This is a genomic window from uncultured Flavobacterium sp. (assembly GCF_963974175.1).
Taxonomy (GTDB): domain Bacteria; phylum Bacteroidota; class Bacteroidia; order Flavobacteriales; family Flavobacteriaceae; genus Flavobacterium.
The window spans coordinates 265,585-284,613 of the sequence record NZ_CAXBBR010000003.1 but is presented as its reverse complement, the minus strand read 5'-3'; the positions used below and the strand labels follow the sequence as shown (position 1 = coordinate 284,613).

Here is a 19,029-nt window from a genome sequence, read left to right as displayed (position 1 = left end):
CACTAATAAAGATAGCACTTACTACGGTGCTGTTATATTCTCAGCTAGGAAAGCTCTTAAACTAAACCTTTTTCAAGAGCTAGTAGGTAGTTTTACAACAAGTTTAAGTTGGCACTAGTGGTTTTTCGCCTTAAAATTTGCTTTTTAAGTAGTCAAATGAAAATGATACTCGATTTTCTTAGATGATAATTAATTCTATGTAAAATTATTAGTGCTGCAGCGAAACGATGCTAAAAGAAGATTTCACGATGTCTTACAGCAACGATTTCTATAATGCGTCTCACCATGTCTCTTTTTTAATTTAGTAGCAAATATCAACTAATATGGGTCTATTGGTGTTATTGATTGCTTTCTGCAGTTCTATAATAATTATGTGAACTAAATGTGGGGTAGAAGTAAAAACAAAAAACCCTAAATAACTGTTTAACAGTCATTAGGGTTTTTATTCCGCGGAGAAAGAGGGATTTGTATTCCTCTTTTTATGCTAGTGTTTACGATGTCTCGCAAACTATTTTAAAACAAGGGTCTCGATTTTACTCCTACGATTTATAGGTAAAAAATCATGTAAACTTATCACTGTAAATGTATTGATAATTAAAGGTTTATCAAAGTAAAAAAAGTCCTTTCATTGTTTAAACTTTGAACTAATTGAGTACTATTATTGAACTCGAATCGGTTCAAAATTTAGTTGCCTAAAACATAAAATCTATCCAATTATTAAAGGTTCAACCTGTTCAATTTTAAGGCTCGTAAATTGGCAAAATTCTTCAATAGAGACAAGCTCATCTTCTAGTTTATTTAACCTTATCCTCATTTTTTGAAGTAGTCTTATGCTTTGACGATAACTCTTACCAGTTATACGTTGTATGTCCTTAGGGTAGATACATAATCTATTGTTTTTGGCTCTCATACTCTATCTATGACTTTGATTGGGCTTTGCCTAATCTGGAACCTCTGTGGTTCAAGTTCTGGCACGCCATAAAAATAGTAAATAATTCCTTTGGTTCAGAAGCGGAAATCTATTCCTGGTATCGTTGGTTGTAAATAGGTTTTTAAGTCATTTTCTGCCATTTGTGTCACAAAGTGACATATGGGATATGGGAGTCTTTTTTATGTGATTTAATTGACTAAAATTTGTTTCATAATCAATCGAAAAGTGTTGCAACAGGAAGATGATTGTGAGAATTTGAAACATTTATTAATTTAAAATTTTAGGAATTATGGCAAGACAGAACGGCATAATTAAATTGAAAGGTACTATCGGGGATATTACTTTTTACAAAACCAAAGACGGGCATTTGGCACGTGAAAAAGGAGGCATCGATGCGAAAAGAATTGCAACTGATCCTGCGTTCCAGCGAACCCGTGAAAATGGAGCTGAGTTTGGGAGAGCTGGTAAAGCCGGTAAAACGCTAAGAACAGCTTTGAGAACTTTGCTTATTAATTCTGCTGATAGTAGAATGGTGAGCCGATTAACCCAGTCTATGGTCAAAGTGATTCAAGCGGATTTAGTGAACGACAGAGGGTTGCGTAATGTAATTGATGGAGAAGCGGAATTGCTTGTGGGTTTTGATTTCAACATCACGGGGAAATTAGGGACGACTTTGTTTGTTCCTTTTGTAGGAACTATTGATCGAGCTGCAGGTGAAATTTCGGTGGCCGTGGATCATTTTGTTCCTGCAAATATGATTGCTGCTCCAGGTGGGACTACTCATTATAAAATCATTTCTGCGGGAGCCGAAATTAATTTTGAGGAGGAAACTTTTGTTGTTTCCAGTTCTGAAACGGCCATCCAGTCATGGGATTCTACTCCAGTAGTTGCAATCAATCAGTTGAATATGGTGACACCAAACAGTGTAAGCCCTTTATTTTTGGCTTTGGGAGTGGAGTTTTATCAGGAAGTAAATGGTAGAATGTATCCATTGAAAAATGGGGCTTACAATCCATTGGCATTGGTAAAAGTAAGCGGTCTGTAAGATGGTTTTGGTATTAAATAGAACCTATTTTCCCGAGGGAACACAAGGAGCTTTAGAATGGAACGGCACTTTAGTTTGTTATGCCATCGAGTTGCCCTGGTTGCAAAACCAAAGGCGCATTTCTTGTATTCCCGAAGGAGAATACGTTTTACAGAAGCGGTTTAGCCCAAAATTCAAATGGCATATTCATTTAAAAAATGTTCCAGGACGAGATTTTATATTAATCCATCCTGCCAATGACGCCAAAAAAGAACTGTTGGGCTGTATCGCTCCCGTAACCAAACATACTGGAAAAGGGAAGGGCAGTGCCTCCCGAATAGCATTACAAAAGCTTACGACATTGGTTTATGCTGCTATGGGACACAATGAAGTAGTGAAAATAAAGATCCAATCTAATCCTTCGACTCCGCTCAGGAGACAAGGCTGAAATAAAAGAGATAAATTATGAATGTAGTAGAAAGAACAAAATTGCCCACTCCGAAGTTTTTCAGAGTATTGCGAAGTATTGGTTTGGCATTGTTGGGCCTAAGTGGAAGTGTGATTGCGGCACCAGTAGTTTTGCCAACAGTTGTAGTTAGTGTTGCGGGATATTTGGCAGTTGCTGGAGGAGTTCTTTCTGCAGTGAGTCAAATGACAGTTGATGATGATGCGAAAGCAGAGAATGAACTCATAAATAGAATGAGAAAAGACAATCAAAATTCACCACGTGATGGAATCAAATAACACCCTGCAAATTGGAACAGCATCTGGAACTTTGTTGAGTGTTGTACCCAATATTGTTTCTGAGGATATTGTAAAAACAGTTATCTTGGCAATTGTAGGAGCTATTATTAGTTTTATCGTTTCGCTCCTTTTAAAAGGATTGACAAAATCAAAAAAGAAGTAATTCGGTTTTGGCTTGGTAACCTTTTCGGGATTATTTAAAGCCTGATCTCAAGATCAGGCTTTTTTATTTTAAGTGACAATTTGCCTTTGTCTCTAAAATTATGGTAAAAAATAAATCTTATTTTTTTTTAAAACTAGAAAGAAAATCCGACCCTGTCACTTCTTTAAAAAGCAGCCCGCTTATTTCAACATCCAGATATGCGTTGCTCTGTACATTAATCAACATTTGCTTGAAAGGAATCGACTATTAATATTTTGGTTTTTCGGAAGTCATTTTTTATATCATACTGTTTTTAATAAAATAATTACAAAATCAATAACAATTTCAAAGGCTTAAATTAATGTATACTTGCTAACTTACAAAACGTAAATTAATAAGTGACCGTCATAGTGAAAAACTGGTCTTTTAATTAGTTTTTGAGCAGAAGGTAAAAAAACTGAAAAGGCTTAAGTGGTTCTGTTTTATATGATGTCATTACTCAAAATTGATGTTACTGGTGCATTCTTGATATAGAAAAATTCTAAAATTTTAAAGACTAGCCCAGATCTTTAAAATTTTAGAATTAAATGGAGGAAACGGGTCTTTAGTCAACATTAATACGAGCAAGAAACTCTTTATTGATGGGTTTTACCTGAAAGGAAACGACGTTTTTATCTCTCCGGGCACGGGCGATGTCATTATCATCGATAGTTGATGAAATAATGTATACCTTGCAATAGTCTTTTAAAGTAAGTGGCAGTTTATCGTAGGCTTCCAAAAATTCAAAACCCGACATAAGCGGCATGTATATATCTATAAAAATGATCTGTGGTAAAACAGAAATATTTTCCTGATTGTCCTGCAAATATTTCAGCGCTTCTTTTGCATCTGAATACTCCAAGACTTTTTTTCCAAAATAGTTTTTAGAAATCAAGCGGGAGGTGATGTACAGATCTACGGTATTGTCATCAATGATCATTACGGTTTCAAATTTCGGTTGTTGGTCTGTTATCATGGTTTTAAATTTTTTAGTGTAATAATAAAAGAGGTTCCAGTTCCTTCCTCTGACTGGATTTCAATGGAACCCTGCAATATTTCAACGGTATCCTTTACGATATATAAGCCAATACCGGAACCATCTGTTTTACCCGACAGGCGAAAAAACATCTCAAATATTTTTTGGTGGTACGCTGGTGCAATACCAATTCCGTTATCGGATATGGTCAGTACCAATTTTTCGGGATCTGACTGACCGGTTATTTTTATATACCCCCCGGATTCTTCTTTCTTATGGTATTTTATTGCATTAGAAATCAGATTAACCAATATAGTATTAAAACGCAGGCTGTCGGAATAAAAAGGGTTATGTTCCCTGATATCAATTTCAAAATGAATTTCTTTCGCTTCTTTCATACTGTGAAGTGAGTCCACAATATCAATAATAGTTTTTTGTAATGGAATTTTGTCTACTTCCAGACCGGTACGATTGTTTCGAGAATAGCTTAGAATATTTTTAATGAATTCATCCAGTCGGTTTATGCTGATCCGAATCATCGTTACATGTTCAAGTGTGTCCGTTTCCTTGCTTTCTTCTTCAATAAAAGAAATTAGCCCGAGAATGGAGGTAAGTGGGGAACGTAAATCGTGCGATACGCTATAGACGAAACGATCGAGTTCGGTATTTGTTTTAATAAGTTCTATATTTCGTTTTTCAAGATTCAGCTCTGCTTTTTTGCTGGCGGTAATGTCAAATCGGGAGGCAAGGTATTGAAAAGGATTTCCATGTTCATCTAGAAAGGGTGTAATGGTAGTATCTACCCAATAAAATGTTCCGTCTTTTGCCTTGTTTTTAAGTTCGCCTTTCCAGATTTTTCCGCTAGATATGGTTTCCCAGAGCTTGCGGATATAGGCGGCAGAATGATATCCTGAACTGATGATGCGGTGGTCCTGACCTATTAGTTCATCCTTACTGTATTTTGAGATTTTACAAAAGTTGTCGTTTGCATGAAGGATTCTTCCTTTTCGATCTGTAATCCCAATGATGGATGTTTCATCCAAAGCATATTTATAATCGGCTAATTCTTTGTTCCGTTTTTTAAGATTCAGTTCTGTCTTCCTGCGATCTGTGATGTCGTTTGAAAGGATAAAGCGTGCCGGAACTCCTTCATAGATGATTTCATGTGCAATGATTTCAACTGGAATGACGGTTCCGTTTTTCTTTTTATGATTCCATATTCCTCTATTAAAATTTGATGCGTTAATTCCTGAAAGATCACTTAATTTTTTAAAATCATCTTTATCTTTTTCTGGCCTTATGTCCAAAGCAGTCATCGAAAGGAATTCTTCGCGACTGAACCCATATTGCAGGATTGTCATTTTATTTACATCTAGGAATTTAAAAGTAACTATATCAATAACCCACATAGGCATGGGGTTATTGTCAAAGAGATACCTGTATTTTTTTTCCTTTTCCTTGAGGGTTTGTTGTGCTTTTTTAATTTCTGTAATATCAGTAACCATAGCCAGGCTTCCTTTATAAATACCAGTTTCATCAAACAGCGGATTGGCAACAACATTAGTCCAGATTTCCTTTCCGGACTTGGAAATATATTTAAAATGTCTTTGATCTGGCTGACCTTCTTTTTTCCTCTTCATTAATTTAGTCGCAATCTTCTTCCCCTCTTGATCCATAAAAGAATAAATATCCTTTCCCATCATTTCTTCCTGCGCATACTCAAGAATTTCACACATTTTATTATTAACAAAGGTGGTTTGGTGATTCTGATCTATCAGCCATATCCCTTCCTGAGCGGTTTCTACGATTTGACGGTATTTCTTTTCACTTTCCACAACTGCTTGCTGTGCTTTTTTCTGTTCGCTGATATCACGTATAAAGATGAGAAAAGTGCCGTCGTTCAGCATTTTTGCGGATAAGTCCACTTCAATTAAACTACCATTTTTTCTTTTAATTCTTCTTTCACCCCTGAGGGTCTTCCCCTCTTTTAATAAATAAATTTTTAAAGGGTTTGCCTTAAGGTCTTCTTCTAAAAAAAAGTCATCTAGAGAAAGCTGTAGAATTTCTGTTTTCGAATACCCTAATTTCTCGCATGCGTAGCGATTTACTTCAATAATATTCATTGACGAATCAATGAAACAAATGGCATCTCCTGCTTGTTCTATTAGGGAAGTATAACGCAACACGCTTTCCTCAATTTTTTGTCGAGAGAGTACTTGTTCCGTGACATCATTGGCAAAGAAAAGAATGCCATCAATATCACCATCATCGTCTCTATGCGCCTGATAGATAAAATTAAGATAGGTGTCTACCAGTTTTCCATTGCCATGAAAATCAAATTTTACCAGCATTTCATTGGCTGAAAAAGTTTCGCCAGTTTTATACACGGTGTCTAAAAATTTAAAAATTCCCTGTGCTTCGAGTTCTGGCAATATTTCTTTTACGGTTTTGCCAATGATATCCTTTTTTTTGTCAATCAGTTGTAAATATAAATCATTGGCCAATTCATAGACATGGTTGGGTCCCTTTAAAATACCCATACAGGAAGGAGCCTGGGTATACAAATCATAAAACCGCTTTCTTTCGAACTCAAAAGCTTTTTCTAATTTCTTTTTCTCGGTTGCATTCTTGGCTAAACTATAAAATAATTGGTCCTTCTCATCCCATTTGGAGGACCATAGCACGGGTACTATACTACCGTCTTTATGTACATATCGGTTTTCAAATATGGTAACAGGCTCACCACTTCTGATGATGGCAGCGGCATTTATAGTTTTTTCAGCATCTTCATGAAACACAAAATCCATATATTTTTTGCCAATCAGTTCATGGGATTTATATCCCCAAATGTATTCTGAAGCAGCGTTTACACTAACAAATCGTCCTTCTTCATCAAAGCAACAAATCACGTCCAATGACGAATCCAATATATTGTTGAGATCATTCAATGTCCGCTGTAACGCATTAGTTGTTATAGAAAGTTTTTGTTCCGCCATTTTGCGTTCAGATATATCATGATGTTCAATCAATACCATAGTTTCAAAGCTTTCAAACTTATTTACCTTCATGTAAAACCATCTTTCTGTTTCGGGAGAAGGACAAGGGTATTCTAAATAAAATTCATTTGTGAAGCCGTTAAGTACGTCTTTTATTCCTTTCAATGCTTTAAATGAAACGTCTTCTGTATTCTTACTATCACATACATCAAAATAGTTCGCTCCTTCACCAAATTTATCGGTAGAATTCCCGCCATTATTTTGCGCAAATGTATTCCATGACTTGTTTACTTTAAGAATGGTTCCTTCTGAATTTATAACAGCGATGTGAGAAGCTAATGAATCAAGGATTCCTCTGCTGAATGCTTCACTTGCTTTCAAAGACTGCTCTGCCTGTTTCTGTTCCGTTAAATCTTTAATTGTCATAGAAGTTTTTTCTTGTCCATAAGGATCTGTATACACTATAGAGGTGACTTCTCCGGGAAACTTACTGCCGTCTTTCCTTTTTAAGGTAAGTTCTCCCTTTGCCCGTCCCGTGTGATCACGCTCATCTAATAGTATTTGTAATCGTGGGTCTTTACCATCTACAATATCTAGTCTTGTTGAGCTACAAATTTCATCCTGTGTCATTTTAAAAATTTCACAGGCCGCTGCATTGGCCATAAGAATCTGTCCGTCAGTTACTGTCAGAAGAATAGCGTCCATACTACTCTCGATTAAAGACTTATAGTTCGATTCATTTTGGGCTAATTCTTCTGTCCTTTTTACTTCAGATTGTTTCAGTAATTTATTTAATTTTGCCAGCTCAGCTTCATGAAGTGTCCGTTTCATTTTATCTATTAAAGAGAATAATCGTTTTTTGAGTATAAAAGTGGTTAGTCCGTTTTTCATAAAAGCATCGGTGTTTTCTTTGTCAATGGATTCAGAAATAAAAATAAAGGGTATTTCTGGTACTAGATTTTCTCTTATTTTTAAAGCGGTAAGACCATCAAAAGTAGGGAAAGTATAATTAAAGAGTATGATGTCAGGCTGGAATATAGGAAGCGCTTTTTCATACTCTTTTTTAGTTCCCACCGTATGTGCAGTATAATTAACATCACCTTTTTTCAACTCGTTTTGAATCAATTCTATATCGTTGGTATCATGTTCAATAATTAATATTTTAGTTTTCATCAGTGTCATCAGTCTTTATATTAATTTGATGGAGATAGCATATAAGGCATTTTTAAGGTGCGATTTTTAATTTTCTACTCTTTAAGTTTTATAAATTTGTTAAAATTCTCTTGTCTTCTTTTGGCTACAGTTAAAGTAATTCCATTTGAAAGTTCACAAAAATAGCCGTCTTTTTTAGAAATTTTTGAAATATGGCGGATGTTTATAATGTACGAATGATGGATTCTGAAAAAATAATTAGGATCCAGTAACGCACTGTATTCTCCTAAATTTTTACTGGACATGATTTTTTTACCATTTATAAGGAGAAAATTAGTGTATTTCCCATCGGCCTGACAAAAAACAATTTCCGACATAGGGATCAAAACAATTTTATCTAATGAGGAAATTGCCAAGAATTCATTGGGTCGATTAAAAGAATTCAAAGTGTTAATGTCATTAATTTTTTGATTTTGATAAGAACGCTCCATTTCCCTTATTTTGATTACTTTGTAAACAGCTAAGATGATGGCATTAAAATCTATTGGTTTTAATATAAAATCAATAGCATTGTGTTTGAATGCTTTGACGGCATAATTCTCATTTGCAGAGATAAATACCAGTTTTGGGAAACTAAATTCTAATTGTTCGAGCATTTCAAAAAAAGTATCCTCTTTAAATATAATATCTAAGAAAATGACATCTGGTTTTGTCAACTTTATTATGTCAATTCCGTCAATTCCGGATATTGCGTCACCAATTATTTTTATAATCATAAAGTTTTCTTCTTCAAATTTTTTTAAAATCGTTAAAGTATCTTTTTCTTCGGTTATGATTATCGCATTAATAGGCGTCATAGGCTGTAATTTGTTGTTAAAGGTTCTAATGTTAAATTAAAAACATAAATGAAATAATTTATATTATTATTCAATGGTTTATGTAAATGAAAGTGAGAAATTTTAATCTTTTAAGGTAAGATATTGATTTACCATTGACTATTTATATTAGTATTGTTTAGAACAAAAGTAATAGTCGTACTGTATTTAAGAATAAGTGATCTGAAAACTATTATCGTTGTATTGATATTGAACTCAAATCGGCGGAAAATTTTCGATAATTGCTACTTCATTTATAAACTGATTCTATTGTTGAGATAGGCTAGTAGGCGATCATTAATTATTGATTGGGCATGACTTTTTGAAATTTATCAGATAGAATCCGTTTTTATAAATGGAAAGATGAGGCTCCATGACATTTGTATCGCTTTTAATACTCGTTATTTTGGATTTGTGTTATATCTTTAATTTTTTTTGGTTTTCTTTATTTTCTTATACTCTGTCAAGTATTGTGCCATTTACTTTGGATCAGTTACATTAATGTGATTGATTGTTAGTCTTATGAGTGTTTTTGGTAAAGTGTTTGCCTTTTTAAAAATGAAACCAAATGCTGTATCACTGTGTTTAACAGTGAGATTTTATTTAAATTTATTTAGTATTTGTTATTTTTTGTCGAAGTATAAATTTCAATAGCATTGCCGCCTCTTCGTACGCCTCATTATCAAGACTGAATTTTAAGAAAGCGTTATCCGAAACCATCTGTAATTTATCTAATTGAATCTGGTCCAGTGATGCGCTGTAATTTCCTTTACGTAAGCCTAGAAAACTAAAGCGGCCGTTGGGTTTACTAAGTAGGGCGGTAATAAATTGATCATTTTCATCATAAATGTTTATCGTAATTCCACCAAGTTCATAAAACGTACCATTCATCCCCAGGTAAACCGCGCCAGTGGTTTCCTGCATATTTATTCGCTTCCCATTATAGAAAGAGACAATATAAGTATCTTTGAACCCGAGATTTTGGAGTTCTTTTTTTATTTTTCGAATGCCATCGAGACTTTTTGATTCTCCCCAAGTGTATTTGTATAGCCCTTCATGTTGATACCTTTGGATTCCTTTCATAGCTTTAAACAATGTATTGGATAAAGACAATCTCGATTGCGAAGCGATCAACTGCACCTTGAAAACCAGTCCTTTTTGCGAAGAGCCTTCATTTTGGTCGGTTTTCTGAGGCTGTTGGTCCTTTGCTTCAAGTATAAATTTTAAATGGGCATCAACAGCTTCATAATCCCTGGCAATACTGAATTTTTGGGCTTTTGTCGTTAAGATCATTTGTGCTTTATCTAATTGGCCTGCATCTAATTTAGCGGTGTAAGCCCCGGGTTTTAAGCCCAAAAAGATAAACGTTCCATCGGCCTCCGAGAGGGTGGAGGTAATCAAGGTTTCATCGACATCATAAATACGGATGCTTATGCCGGCCATACCGAGCGATTTTTTACTTTTATACAATACTACGCCGCTGATTTTACCGGAGTTTATTCTTTCATCATTATAAAAAGGCACTACAAAAGCAGTTGAAAATCCCTGGGAACGCAGCGTGTTTTTAATATAGTTTGCAGCTGATATCGATCTGCTGGCGCCCATTGTATATTTATACAATCCCTTATGTTGGTACTCGTGAACGTCTTTTAAACCTTTGAAAATCGGATCAGTTAATGCCACTTTCTTTTTTGAAGCCAGAAGTTGGTTTTTGAATATTAATCCTTCTTCCTGACTGTCTCCATACTGTTCCTGCGTATTTAAATCAAAAGCGGAAGTATCTGCGTTGGATTGATCCGACTGTAATTTTTGAAAAGCAGCTTCCAACAAATCAGCTGCATTCTTTTTATTGATTGCTTCTGCTTCTTGATTACTTGTCCTCTTATTGTGATAGAAAGGAACCACAAAAGTCCCGTAGAATCCTTGTGAACGTAGTTTGTTTTTAATTTCGTTCGCTTTCTTCAGCGATTTACTAATACTCATAGTGTATTTATACCATTTTTTATGAATGTATTCTTTAATGCCTTTCACACCTTTAAATATTGGATCAGTTAAAGCCAATTTTTTTTTTGAAGCCAAAATCTGGGTCTTGAATATTAATCCTTCCTCTGAGGTATTTGTATTCTGTTTTGCCACAGTTGCCTTTGTAAGAGGAACGTCAGGGACGGTAATTTCGGCTTGTAATTCTTTAGTAATTGTTGCTAGGGGAATGGCCTTGTTTTTTTTACGAATTCCTTCGGCTTCTTTGTTACCTATCCTTTTATTGTCATTAAAAGGGACTACAAATGCATCCGATAATCCTAGGGAACGCATCTTATTTTTATTTTTGTTTGCTTCTTCTATCGATTTACTAATCCCCACAATATATTTATACAATCCATTATGCATGTATTCTTTAACGTTCTTCAAACCTTTGAAAAACGAATCAGATAAAGCCACTTTCTTTTTTGAAGCCAAAATCTGAGTCGTAAAAATTAGCCCATCTTCGGGACTGCTTTCATATTGTTCTTCTGTAATTGCATCGGCAAGGGCAGTGTCGGAATTGGAGGTCTCCAGATGTGATTTTTGAGAAGCGGCTGCCAATTGAATAGCGGCATTCTTTTTATCAATTGCTACAGCTTCTTGGCTGCTTATCCTTTTGTCATGATAAAAAGTCACTACAAAAGCATCGTGATACCCTTCCGAACGCAACTTGTTTTTAATTTTGTTGGCTTCAGTGCGTGAGCTACTAGAGCCCCAAGTATATTTGTAATCACCATGATGTTTATATTCAACTATTTCTTTTTTGTTTTTGAACCAAGGATGGTTTAACGGGAGTTGTATTGGAGATGACAGTAGTTGCACTCTATAAACAACTTGTTCACTATGCTCTATTTGATCAGTTGTTATTGCAGAAGTGTCAATAATTGCTGCTTTACTTGGATTATTCAACGGAATCGTTTCAGTATCTGATTTTCCAAGTTTTCCTTTTTGCAGCACAAATTCAATATTGTCCACAATTGCTCCATCAGTTCCGTTGTCGATTTCAAAAGGTGTGCTAGCGGGTTCTGCCGTCATTTGTAAATTTTGTAATTGCAGCGAATCTATTTTTGCTAAATAGCTGCCCGATTTTAAACCCAGGAAACTAAAATACCCATCAGGTTCTGAAAGTATGGTTTTGGTCAGTACATGGTTAGTATCATATATATTGATTTTTAAACCACCTGTTCCAGTGAATTTCCCGTTTTCATTTCTGTTTACCGTTCCACCTACTTCTCCTACTACAACGACAGGGATTTCAATTATTTTTAATTGATTGGGGTTTAGTGTGATATTTAAGGTTTTGTCGTTGACGCGCCAGGCAATATTATTGATATTGTTGGTGTTGAGTTCCACATGATTTTTTATATATGGCTCTAATTCTGTAATTATTGTGGTTCCGTCTTTGGAGTTAATCTGTTTTCCGCCATTTAATGTAATCCGGAGACCTATTACTGGAGGTTCGGTGGGATCTCGTTTTTCATTGCCGTTGGTGTCCAAAAAAGGAATGAATTTCATGCTTGCCCTTCCTACACTGGTCTTATTGTTAAAATCGATAAAATCTGCTTTGGGCTCATAAATCAGGCTGCCGCTGGCCGACTGTGAAAATGATGCCTGAATTTTGGTGAAACTGCTCGAAAAACTGCTGCTTAAATGATCGAAATCATATCGGAAACCCATTTGCAGATAACTGCTGCCGGTCTTGAAATTACGATCAAAAGAAGCCTGAACTGAGCCTTTCTGGAACACTTGTTTTTTTAGTTCGGCTCTCAATGAAGTGATGCCGTCCTCATTGTAATCGTATCGTAGCTGAGGGATTAAAACGAATCCTTTTGGGAGGCGGAGCGAAGTGGACAGGTTGCTGTAAATAAACGGTTTGCCGGTAGCGGAATAAAATAAATTGGTAGTAAAATTAAAGTTCAGTCCATAGCCCGTTCCTGATAATAAAGATTCGGCAGTAGTATATTTACTGGTGTTATACACATTTTGCTGCAAGGAGAATCGGGAATTACCTGAAAAATGTGCGGTATGTATGGGAAAGGATAGAGTCGCCTTGCGCATTTCTGAATAATTGAAACGGATGGCATCTTGGTCCTTGTTATACTTTATGTAATCTAACTCCAATCGGAGGTTATTAAGAGCTGTGTAGTTCAATATACCGTTATACATAACCTTATGATAGTAGGCTCCCGAAATAAACAATTGGGGCGATATACGCACGGACGAATTGAAAAAAGGGATGATTTTTTGGTTTACTAAAGATGAAACGTATTCAACACCGCCTCCAATGGTGATACGGTCAGAAAGTCCATAGTTTACTTTTGCATTCGCAAAAAGACTGTTTTTGCCGTTTTCGATTAGTCCGGAACTCAGGACGTATTCCATTTTTTTTGCAGGAAGAAATTGAAAAGGAATCACAAATTGTTTACCGGAAATCTGTTCTTCACCCCAAGGACCGTAGTACCGCAGCGAAATTTCAGTGCGCCCGTACATCAGCGGAACATTAAAGGAGAAAAAACCGTTAGCATCGGCTTTGATATAATCGACCAACACATTGTTGATGTAGAGCTCCACCATCCAGTCCGGTTGGGTGTGATCGCTTAAGGCATAGGTGCCGAAAGATTTTCTGATTTGGGTGGGTGCATTGGTGATTTGTCCGCCGACAACCGGATACAAAATAGTAGACGTTGACGACGCGGCTATTTTTCCCAATGTGATTTGGCTTATGTATTTATTGTTTTCATTGACATACCGCCATTGGTAATATTGGTTTTTTAATGCAAAAGGCTGATTGCTAAAGTAGTTAAGCGCGCTTGTCAGTTCCCCTCCGGCAAGCATGCCTCCCAAATTTAAAAGCAGTCTTTCAGAGTGGGTGCCATTGGTTTGCTGGTTTGCATTCACGGCCCAATTTGCGGTTCCAAAGTGAAACAGGGGTTTGTCCCTGACTAGGGTTGTATCGGCGGTAAATTCGTTTTTTATTTTGTTAATATTGGCGCGAAGCTGTGCGATTCGTGCTTCACTGACTGCAGGAAGTTCCAGTTTAGATGACATCGAAACGGACAAGCTACTAAAAACAAAGTTGTTATCGAGCTCAAAAATCTGTTTAAAATACGAAGCCTTCAGGAATAAATTGGTATTGGTGCGGATCAAATCGCCAGTGTTCAGCGGAACTACCCGTTCTTTATAGGTAATCTGGTTGGTACTTTCATCAATTTTGAAAGTGTTGTTTTTTTTGATAAAAAAACCTTCCATGGTGCTGTAAGTGGTATTCGTGGTATTTTTAATCTTTAAATAATCAAAAACATTGGGAAGCGAAAGATACACTTCACTACCACAAATTATCGAGGGTAGCTCGGTACTCCCCATGTATTTCACATTAAGCGTCAGCAATACTTCATCACAGTCGAGTTCTTGTGCACTGACAGAAGAATGTACACATGTTAATAGGATAATAAATAAATATAGAAGAGTGTCGGACTTGTGTGTAAACAATCCGTAGAAAGGAATCCATTTATTGGGTAGAGTATGTTTTTTTTGATACACTTATGCATTATATTTTCTAATGTGTAACAGACCGTCTTCATTAAGACAGGCGGCGGTAATTAAGGGATTTACTCTAAGAAAAGCTACTGTGGTGGACGCAGTAAAACAAATAAACCTAACTTAGAGGAATACGTTAGTTTTGTATTTTAAGATGTTATAAACGTAAGGAGGCTTCAGCATATTTTATTCCTTTGTCTTGTGTGGAATAAATGACCTGAAGCTGGCCTTTGGTGTAATCTATGTTTGAGGTGGCAATGAGTTTTATTTTGGTTCTGCGTAAATTTCCAGGAGCATACACGGCAAAGCCTTTTAAAGTGGCTGCGCTGGTGGTAATTCCAGTAGCAGAAATATGATTGACCTGTATGTCGCCGTAGCATGAGCTGCTGCCACTACGATTAAAGTCTAAGGAAAGGATAATTTCCTCTTCGGAGTGTTGGATTTCCAAATTCGAAAGTGTCACAGCTACGGAGGTTTCTCCGATAGTAATGATATTGGCAATCGAAATTCCAAAAACCGGCTTTATACTAATATTTAAGCCATCTGGTTTATGGGTGGTTTCTTCATTGCCTAAAACCTTGTTTTTGGGAACGGCACGGAAATAAAGATGGGAACGGTATTCCCCTTGTTGCAGTTCATTGGTTTTAATCAACTGTATTTTTACTGTTTGCGACCCATTGGGAGCAAGAGTAATGGTGCGAGGGTAAAATCGAAGATAGGAAGATGCAAAGCGCTGGTTGGGTTCCGGTTCTTCGATAGAAATAAAATTGCCGTCTTCATCCATTTTTATTTGGTTGTACGACATTTTATAGGTGGCGGTATCTTTCCCGACATTAGACAGGTTGATAATCTGCATCCTGTTTTGGATACCATCAAAGGCGATGCGTTTTGGAAAAATCATCAAATTCCCTTGCGCCATTACTGGACAATTAAACGATATAAACGATAGTAACAGCAGTAAAATTTTCTCTTTCATGGGGAATCATTCATTATTTTAGCTTTCAATTTTATTATTGGCAGCAGCGGTTTAGAGGATTAAAAAGCAATGTGCAAAAGGCTAACAGACTTCTCGTATTACTAGTTATAATTTACAATTACATCGAAACCTGTGGCATTGGTATATGAACCTGCAACTTGTGAGGCTCCGGCATTTAACGTTGCTCCAATAAGAACAGTTTCTGTACCGGCTGTCAAAGAACCAGTGGCAGAAGGTATACTGGTAAAAGAATTAACAATCATGGATTCAGGACCAACTCCAGATTCGTAAAGTGTGAAAGCTGCAGGTAACGTAATTGCATAAGTGTAATTAGGCTCACCAGACACTGTAAATTGAGCCGCAGTAACAGTTCCTGTAAAGGATGGTAGGAATACCCCGCCTGTAGCGGTCCTTGAGCCGAAAGTGGACAAAATAACTGTACCAGTAGAGGTTGAAATAGCTATAGTACCAAAATTCATGTCCGTATTTTTCATAATGGAGATTGGAACTTGCGCCATTAAGAGGCCGGAAAAGGGTAAAATAAATAGTGACAACAGTAAAATTTTCCTTTTCATGGAGGGAGTTTCAGTTTCATAAGTTACTCTTTTTTACTATGTACAGTAGCAGTAAAAAATGATTAAAAGGGTACTGCAAAAACTAGCAGTACCCTTTTTAACAGTCTTAGTTATAGTTTACTGTCACAGGAAAGCCTGCGGCATTGGCATATATACCAGCAACTTGTGATGCGCCAACGTTTAAAGTTGCACCGACAAGAACGGTTGCTGCACCAGTTACTAAAGCACCAGTTCCAGAAGGCGTGCTGGTGAAAGCATTAACAATCATCGTTTCTAAAGTTGTAGCTTTAGTAATAGTAAAGTCCGTTGTAGGCAACGTAATAATAAAAGTGTAATTAGAGTCACCGCCTATTGTAAATGAAGCAGCAGTCACAGTACCTGTTGTTGCCGGTAACGTAACTCCACCTGTTTTGGTACGAGTACTAGCAGGAGCTAAAACTGCAGTACCAAGAGTAGACGAAACAGCTACGTTTCCAAAACTCATGTCTGTTGCTTTTACAATTGAAATTGGAGCAACAACAGTCGCAGTAGTAGGTGCTGAAGCTGTTACTTGTGCTGAAGCTGTTGATGAAAAACCAACACATAGTGTAATCATCGAAATAATAAATGTAATTTTTTTCATAATAGAAAATGATTTGGGGTTTAATTATTGGGCAAAGGAAAAGGAAAGCTTTTTAAATACAACACAAGAAGTAATAACTGCAAGACAACAGGAATAACCGGTAGCTGCATTAATTTAATGAAAATATAGACTATGCATGCAAGGAGTTAAAAAAATGTGTTTTAATCGATGTAAGGCTTTGAAATCGAAATACTCGTTATTTTATTGTTAACTTAAGCTAATTATTTAATAAAGTAAAAAATATCGATTTAACCATAGTGAAAGAGTGAGTGTGACAGTTATGCGTCATTATTAGAAGGGATTTAAGAGAGTAACAAAGTTTTAGACTTTATTTACCGTAGAGGAGGAAAAAGAATATTTATCATGAATTGCAACTGTTTTTTGTACTCACATAAGGTAATTTATATAACTTTAATCACTTGGTATGTGTGCTACTATTTTTAAAAATTAGGTATCTAGATTACATATGAAGTAAAGTGCCGAAAGGATTTTTATTTATGGCAATAGCTATTCAATATCACTCTTCTCATTTCATTAATGAGTACAATGTTCTTCTGGCATCGATCTTCTTTTTGTTCCAATAACCTCAATGCCTGGATTTGTTTTTTATGCAGCTCGTGTTCTTGTAGCATTTCGTTAACTTTTGATATAAAATCCTTTTTGAAATCAGTAATTCTTAAAAATGGAATTACGGACCCCAATAATGATTGGTGCCAGAATTTTGCTTTCCATAAACTATAAGCTAACCAATACACTGTTTCGGCATCGTCATTGTTTTGAAATAGGATTACAAAGCTATTGGTAAATGGTTCTTTTTGAGGCTTGCCACTGTTCATTCCTTTGTTCAGAATAAAGATTTGGTTTCCTTTATAAATAGCATTTTTTTGGTGTGTTTTGATGATAAAATTCGGCATAGCGCTTTGGTGTTAAAGATTCGACCTTAATTTTTTTCGCTGATTTTATATTCTTTTGGATGCGAAGAATTATCATTTCGGAAAAGGAAAAAGAGAAAAAAAGAAAGCCGTTATAACAGCAGAAATGACGAACGAAAATGGAGGGAAGAATGACCGACTGGAAGTGAGGAATGAATGCTATTCTTGCTGGATTTTTTTCTTTTTCTTTTCAGAAAAATGCACTATCGTACTTGTTGTAGTTTCTCAGGGGAGTTCTTATGGAAACGGCAATTAACACCCCCAAGCACCGCAAGGAGCAAAAAAAGTGGTGCCCGTTTTTAGGGCAAGGAACTTTTTTTTGCGGATGAGGAGCGCCGTGGCGGGGTTGCGGCAATCGAACAGTCACCATAGATGCGAGAGTTGAGCGAAGGTACGAAGCGAAATGTAGCGGCTATGAGCGTGAAACGGCGGGTAAGAAATAAAAAACAACCGCCTTATGGCGGTGTACCTTGATTTAGGGCAAAGTGACCGAACCAACTGATAATTGATAGTGGATAACTGATAATTGAAAATGGATGCTTCTAAGATAACGTAAGTGAGGTAAGCGGAGCCAAGCCCGATGGCTGTGCGAAGGAGCAACCGCTGAAAAAACGGAGGGTTGCAGACACAATATGGCTGGAATGCAGTGAAACGTAGCCTGCGGAGTGTAACGAAATGAAGCGGTATTGAGGATGCATAAGCCCGACCGAACGCAGGAAGAGAGCGTGTGAAGATGAGGAACGAAACAGTGCAAAAAAAACAGCTGCTTATTTTCAAGCTGCTGTTTTTTTAGTGCTGTGAAGTGTCTGTAGAACGGAGGATAACCTATGCCATTGATTAAGTACAAAGAGTTTATAGTAAAACAAAAATATTCTTATGAAAATATACGGTTGACCGACTGGAACAGCCGAACGGAACAAAGGGAACGACCGAAGAGAGACCGCTTGATTGCCCGTGATGTTGAACGAAAATGTAGTCTTGTAATTTATTTATTCTTTTGAAAAGATACTGATACGGAATAGGCTTCAAAAAAACTCAAAGTGTTGGTAAAGGAGTGGCATTTTAATTATATAACATTTTCGGGGCAACTGAAAGGGGTAAAATATTTTTGTATTTACTTCATGCTTTTTTTTTTTTTTAAAACTAATAGAAACCTGCTTTTATTTCGTCTTTGAGTCCATTTATAAATGTGTTTTTTCTTTATTGCAGTAATTTTTGAGCTTGTTTTTGTGGTTTTTGCTAATAAACCGAAAGTATTTCTTTGAGTCATAAGAAAAAATATTCTTGCATATGAACTTGACAAAATAATTTTGAGCTAAAATATTTTCATTCATACATAAAACCCATGCCCATTAATCTTATTCTATTGATAATTTTTTTTGTACATTTGGTTACATAACATTTACTTCGATATAGTGTTTTTTTTTTGCCTGAGTTATATACCCTCAAAATCATCGGGATACCATATACATCTACAAACAACAAA

Annotated in this window: 13 protein-coding genes; 5 read left to right on the top strand and 8 right to left on the bottom strand. The window is 36.1% G+C overall.

Annotation, left to right across the window (positions count from 1 at the left end):
• Nucleotides 1–1,220: 1,220 nt before the first annotated feature.
• The 4 genes from AAC069_RS06405 to AAC069_RS06390 are packed head-to-tail and all read left to right on the top strand — an operon-like array spanning nt 1,221 to nt 2,862.
• Nucleotides 1,221–1,976 (top strand): hypothetical protein, encoded by a 756-nt coding sequence (locus AAC069_RS06405; RefSeq protein ID WP_339919651.1) that lies wholly within the window; start codon nt 1,221–1,223, stop codon nt 1,974–1,976.
• A gap of 1 nt (nt 1,977) precedes the next feature.
• Nucleotides 1,978–2,403, top strand: a complete 426-nt coding sequence (locus tag AAC069_RS06400) for a DUF5675 family protein (RefSeq protein WP_339919650.1) — start codon at nt 1,978–1,980, stop codon at nt 2,401–2,403.
• A 17-nt stretch (nt 2,404–2,420) separates the two neighbouring features.
• Nucleotides 2,421–2,699 (top strand): hypothetical protein, encoded by a 279-nt coding sequence (locus AAC069_RS06395; RefSeq protein WP_339919649.1) that lies wholly within the window; start codon nt 2,421–2,423, stop codon nt 2,697–2,699.
• Complete coding sequence (locus AAC069_RS06390) at nt 2,686–2,862, top strand: hypothetical protein (protein WP_339919648.1); 177 nt, start codon at nt 2,686–2,688, stop codon at nt 2,860–2,862. The genes AAC069_RS06395 and AAC069_RS06390 overlap by 14 nt, the downstream gene beginning before the upstream one ends.
• Before the next feature lie 583 nt (nt 2,863–3,445).
• Here AAC069_RS06390 and AAC069_RS06385 read toward each other — a convergent pair.
• The 8 genes from AAC069_RS06385 to AAC069_RS06350 form a co-directional block, all read right to left on the bottom strand.
• Entirely contained in the window at nt 3,446–3,856 is a 411-nt protein-coding gene (locus AAC069_RS06385) for a response regulator (protein WP_339919647.1), read from the bottom strand.
• Complete coding sequence (locus AAC069_RS06380) at nt 3,853–8,025, bottom strand: PAS domain S-box protein (RefSeq protein WP_339919646.1); 4,173 nt, start codon at nt 8,023–8,025, stop codon at nt 3,853–3,855. Before AAC069_RS06380 ends, AAC069_RS06385 begins: the two co-directional genes overlap by 4 nt.
• Before the next feature lie 74 nt (nt 8,026–8,099).
• Nucleotides 8,100–8,861, bottom strand: coding sequence for a LytTR family DNA-binding domain-containing protein (locus tag AAC069_RS06375; RefSeq protein ID WP_339919645.1), 762 nt, complete (start codon nt 8,859–8,861; stop codon nt 8,100–8,102).
• A gap of 627 nt (nt 8,862–9,488) precedes the next feature.
• On the bottom strand, nt 9,489–14,441 hold the full coding sequence (locus AAC069_RS06370; protein ID WP_339919644.1) for a carboxypeptidase-like regulatory domain-containing protein: 4,953 nt from the start codon (nt 14,439–14,441) through the stop codon (nt 9,489–9,491).
• Nucleotides 14,442–14,595: 154 nt separating this feature from the next.
• Nucleotides 14,596–15,414, bottom strand: coding sequence for a molecular chaperone (locus tag AAC069_RS06365; RefSeq protein WP_339919643.1), 819 nt, complete (start codon nt 15,412–15,414; stop codon nt 14,596–14,598).
• Between the two features lie 101 nt (nt 15,415–15,515).
• Nucleotides 15,516–15,989, bottom strand: coding sequence for a DUF4402 domain-containing protein (locus tag AAC069_RS06360; RefSeq protein WP_339919642.1), 474 nt, complete (start codon nt 15,987–15,989; stop codon nt 15,516–15,518).
• A gap of 106 nt (nt 15,990–16,095) precedes the next feature.
• Entirely contained in the window at nt 16,096–16,611 is a 516-nt protein-coding gene (locus AAC069_RS06355; RefSeq protein WP_339919641.1) for a DUF4402 domain-containing protein, read from the bottom strand.
• A gap of 491 nt (nt 16,612–17,102) precedes the next feature.
• Nucleotides 17,103–17,525: a hypothetical protein gene (locus AAC069_RS06350; RefSeq protein WP_339919640.1), complete on the bottom strand. Its 423-nt coding sequence runs from the start codon at nt 17,523–17,525 to the stop codon at nt 17,103–17,105.
• A gap of 55 nt (nt 17,526–17,580) precedes the next feature.
• Here AAC069_RS06350 and AAC069_RS06345 point away from each other — a divergent pair, with 55 nt between their 5' ends.
• Entirely contained in the window at nt 17,581–17,799 is a 219-nt protein-coding gene (locus AAC069_RS06345) for a hypothetical protein (RefSeq protein WP_339919639.1), read from the top strand.
• Nucleotides 17,800–19,029: the final 1,230 nt, after the last annotated feature.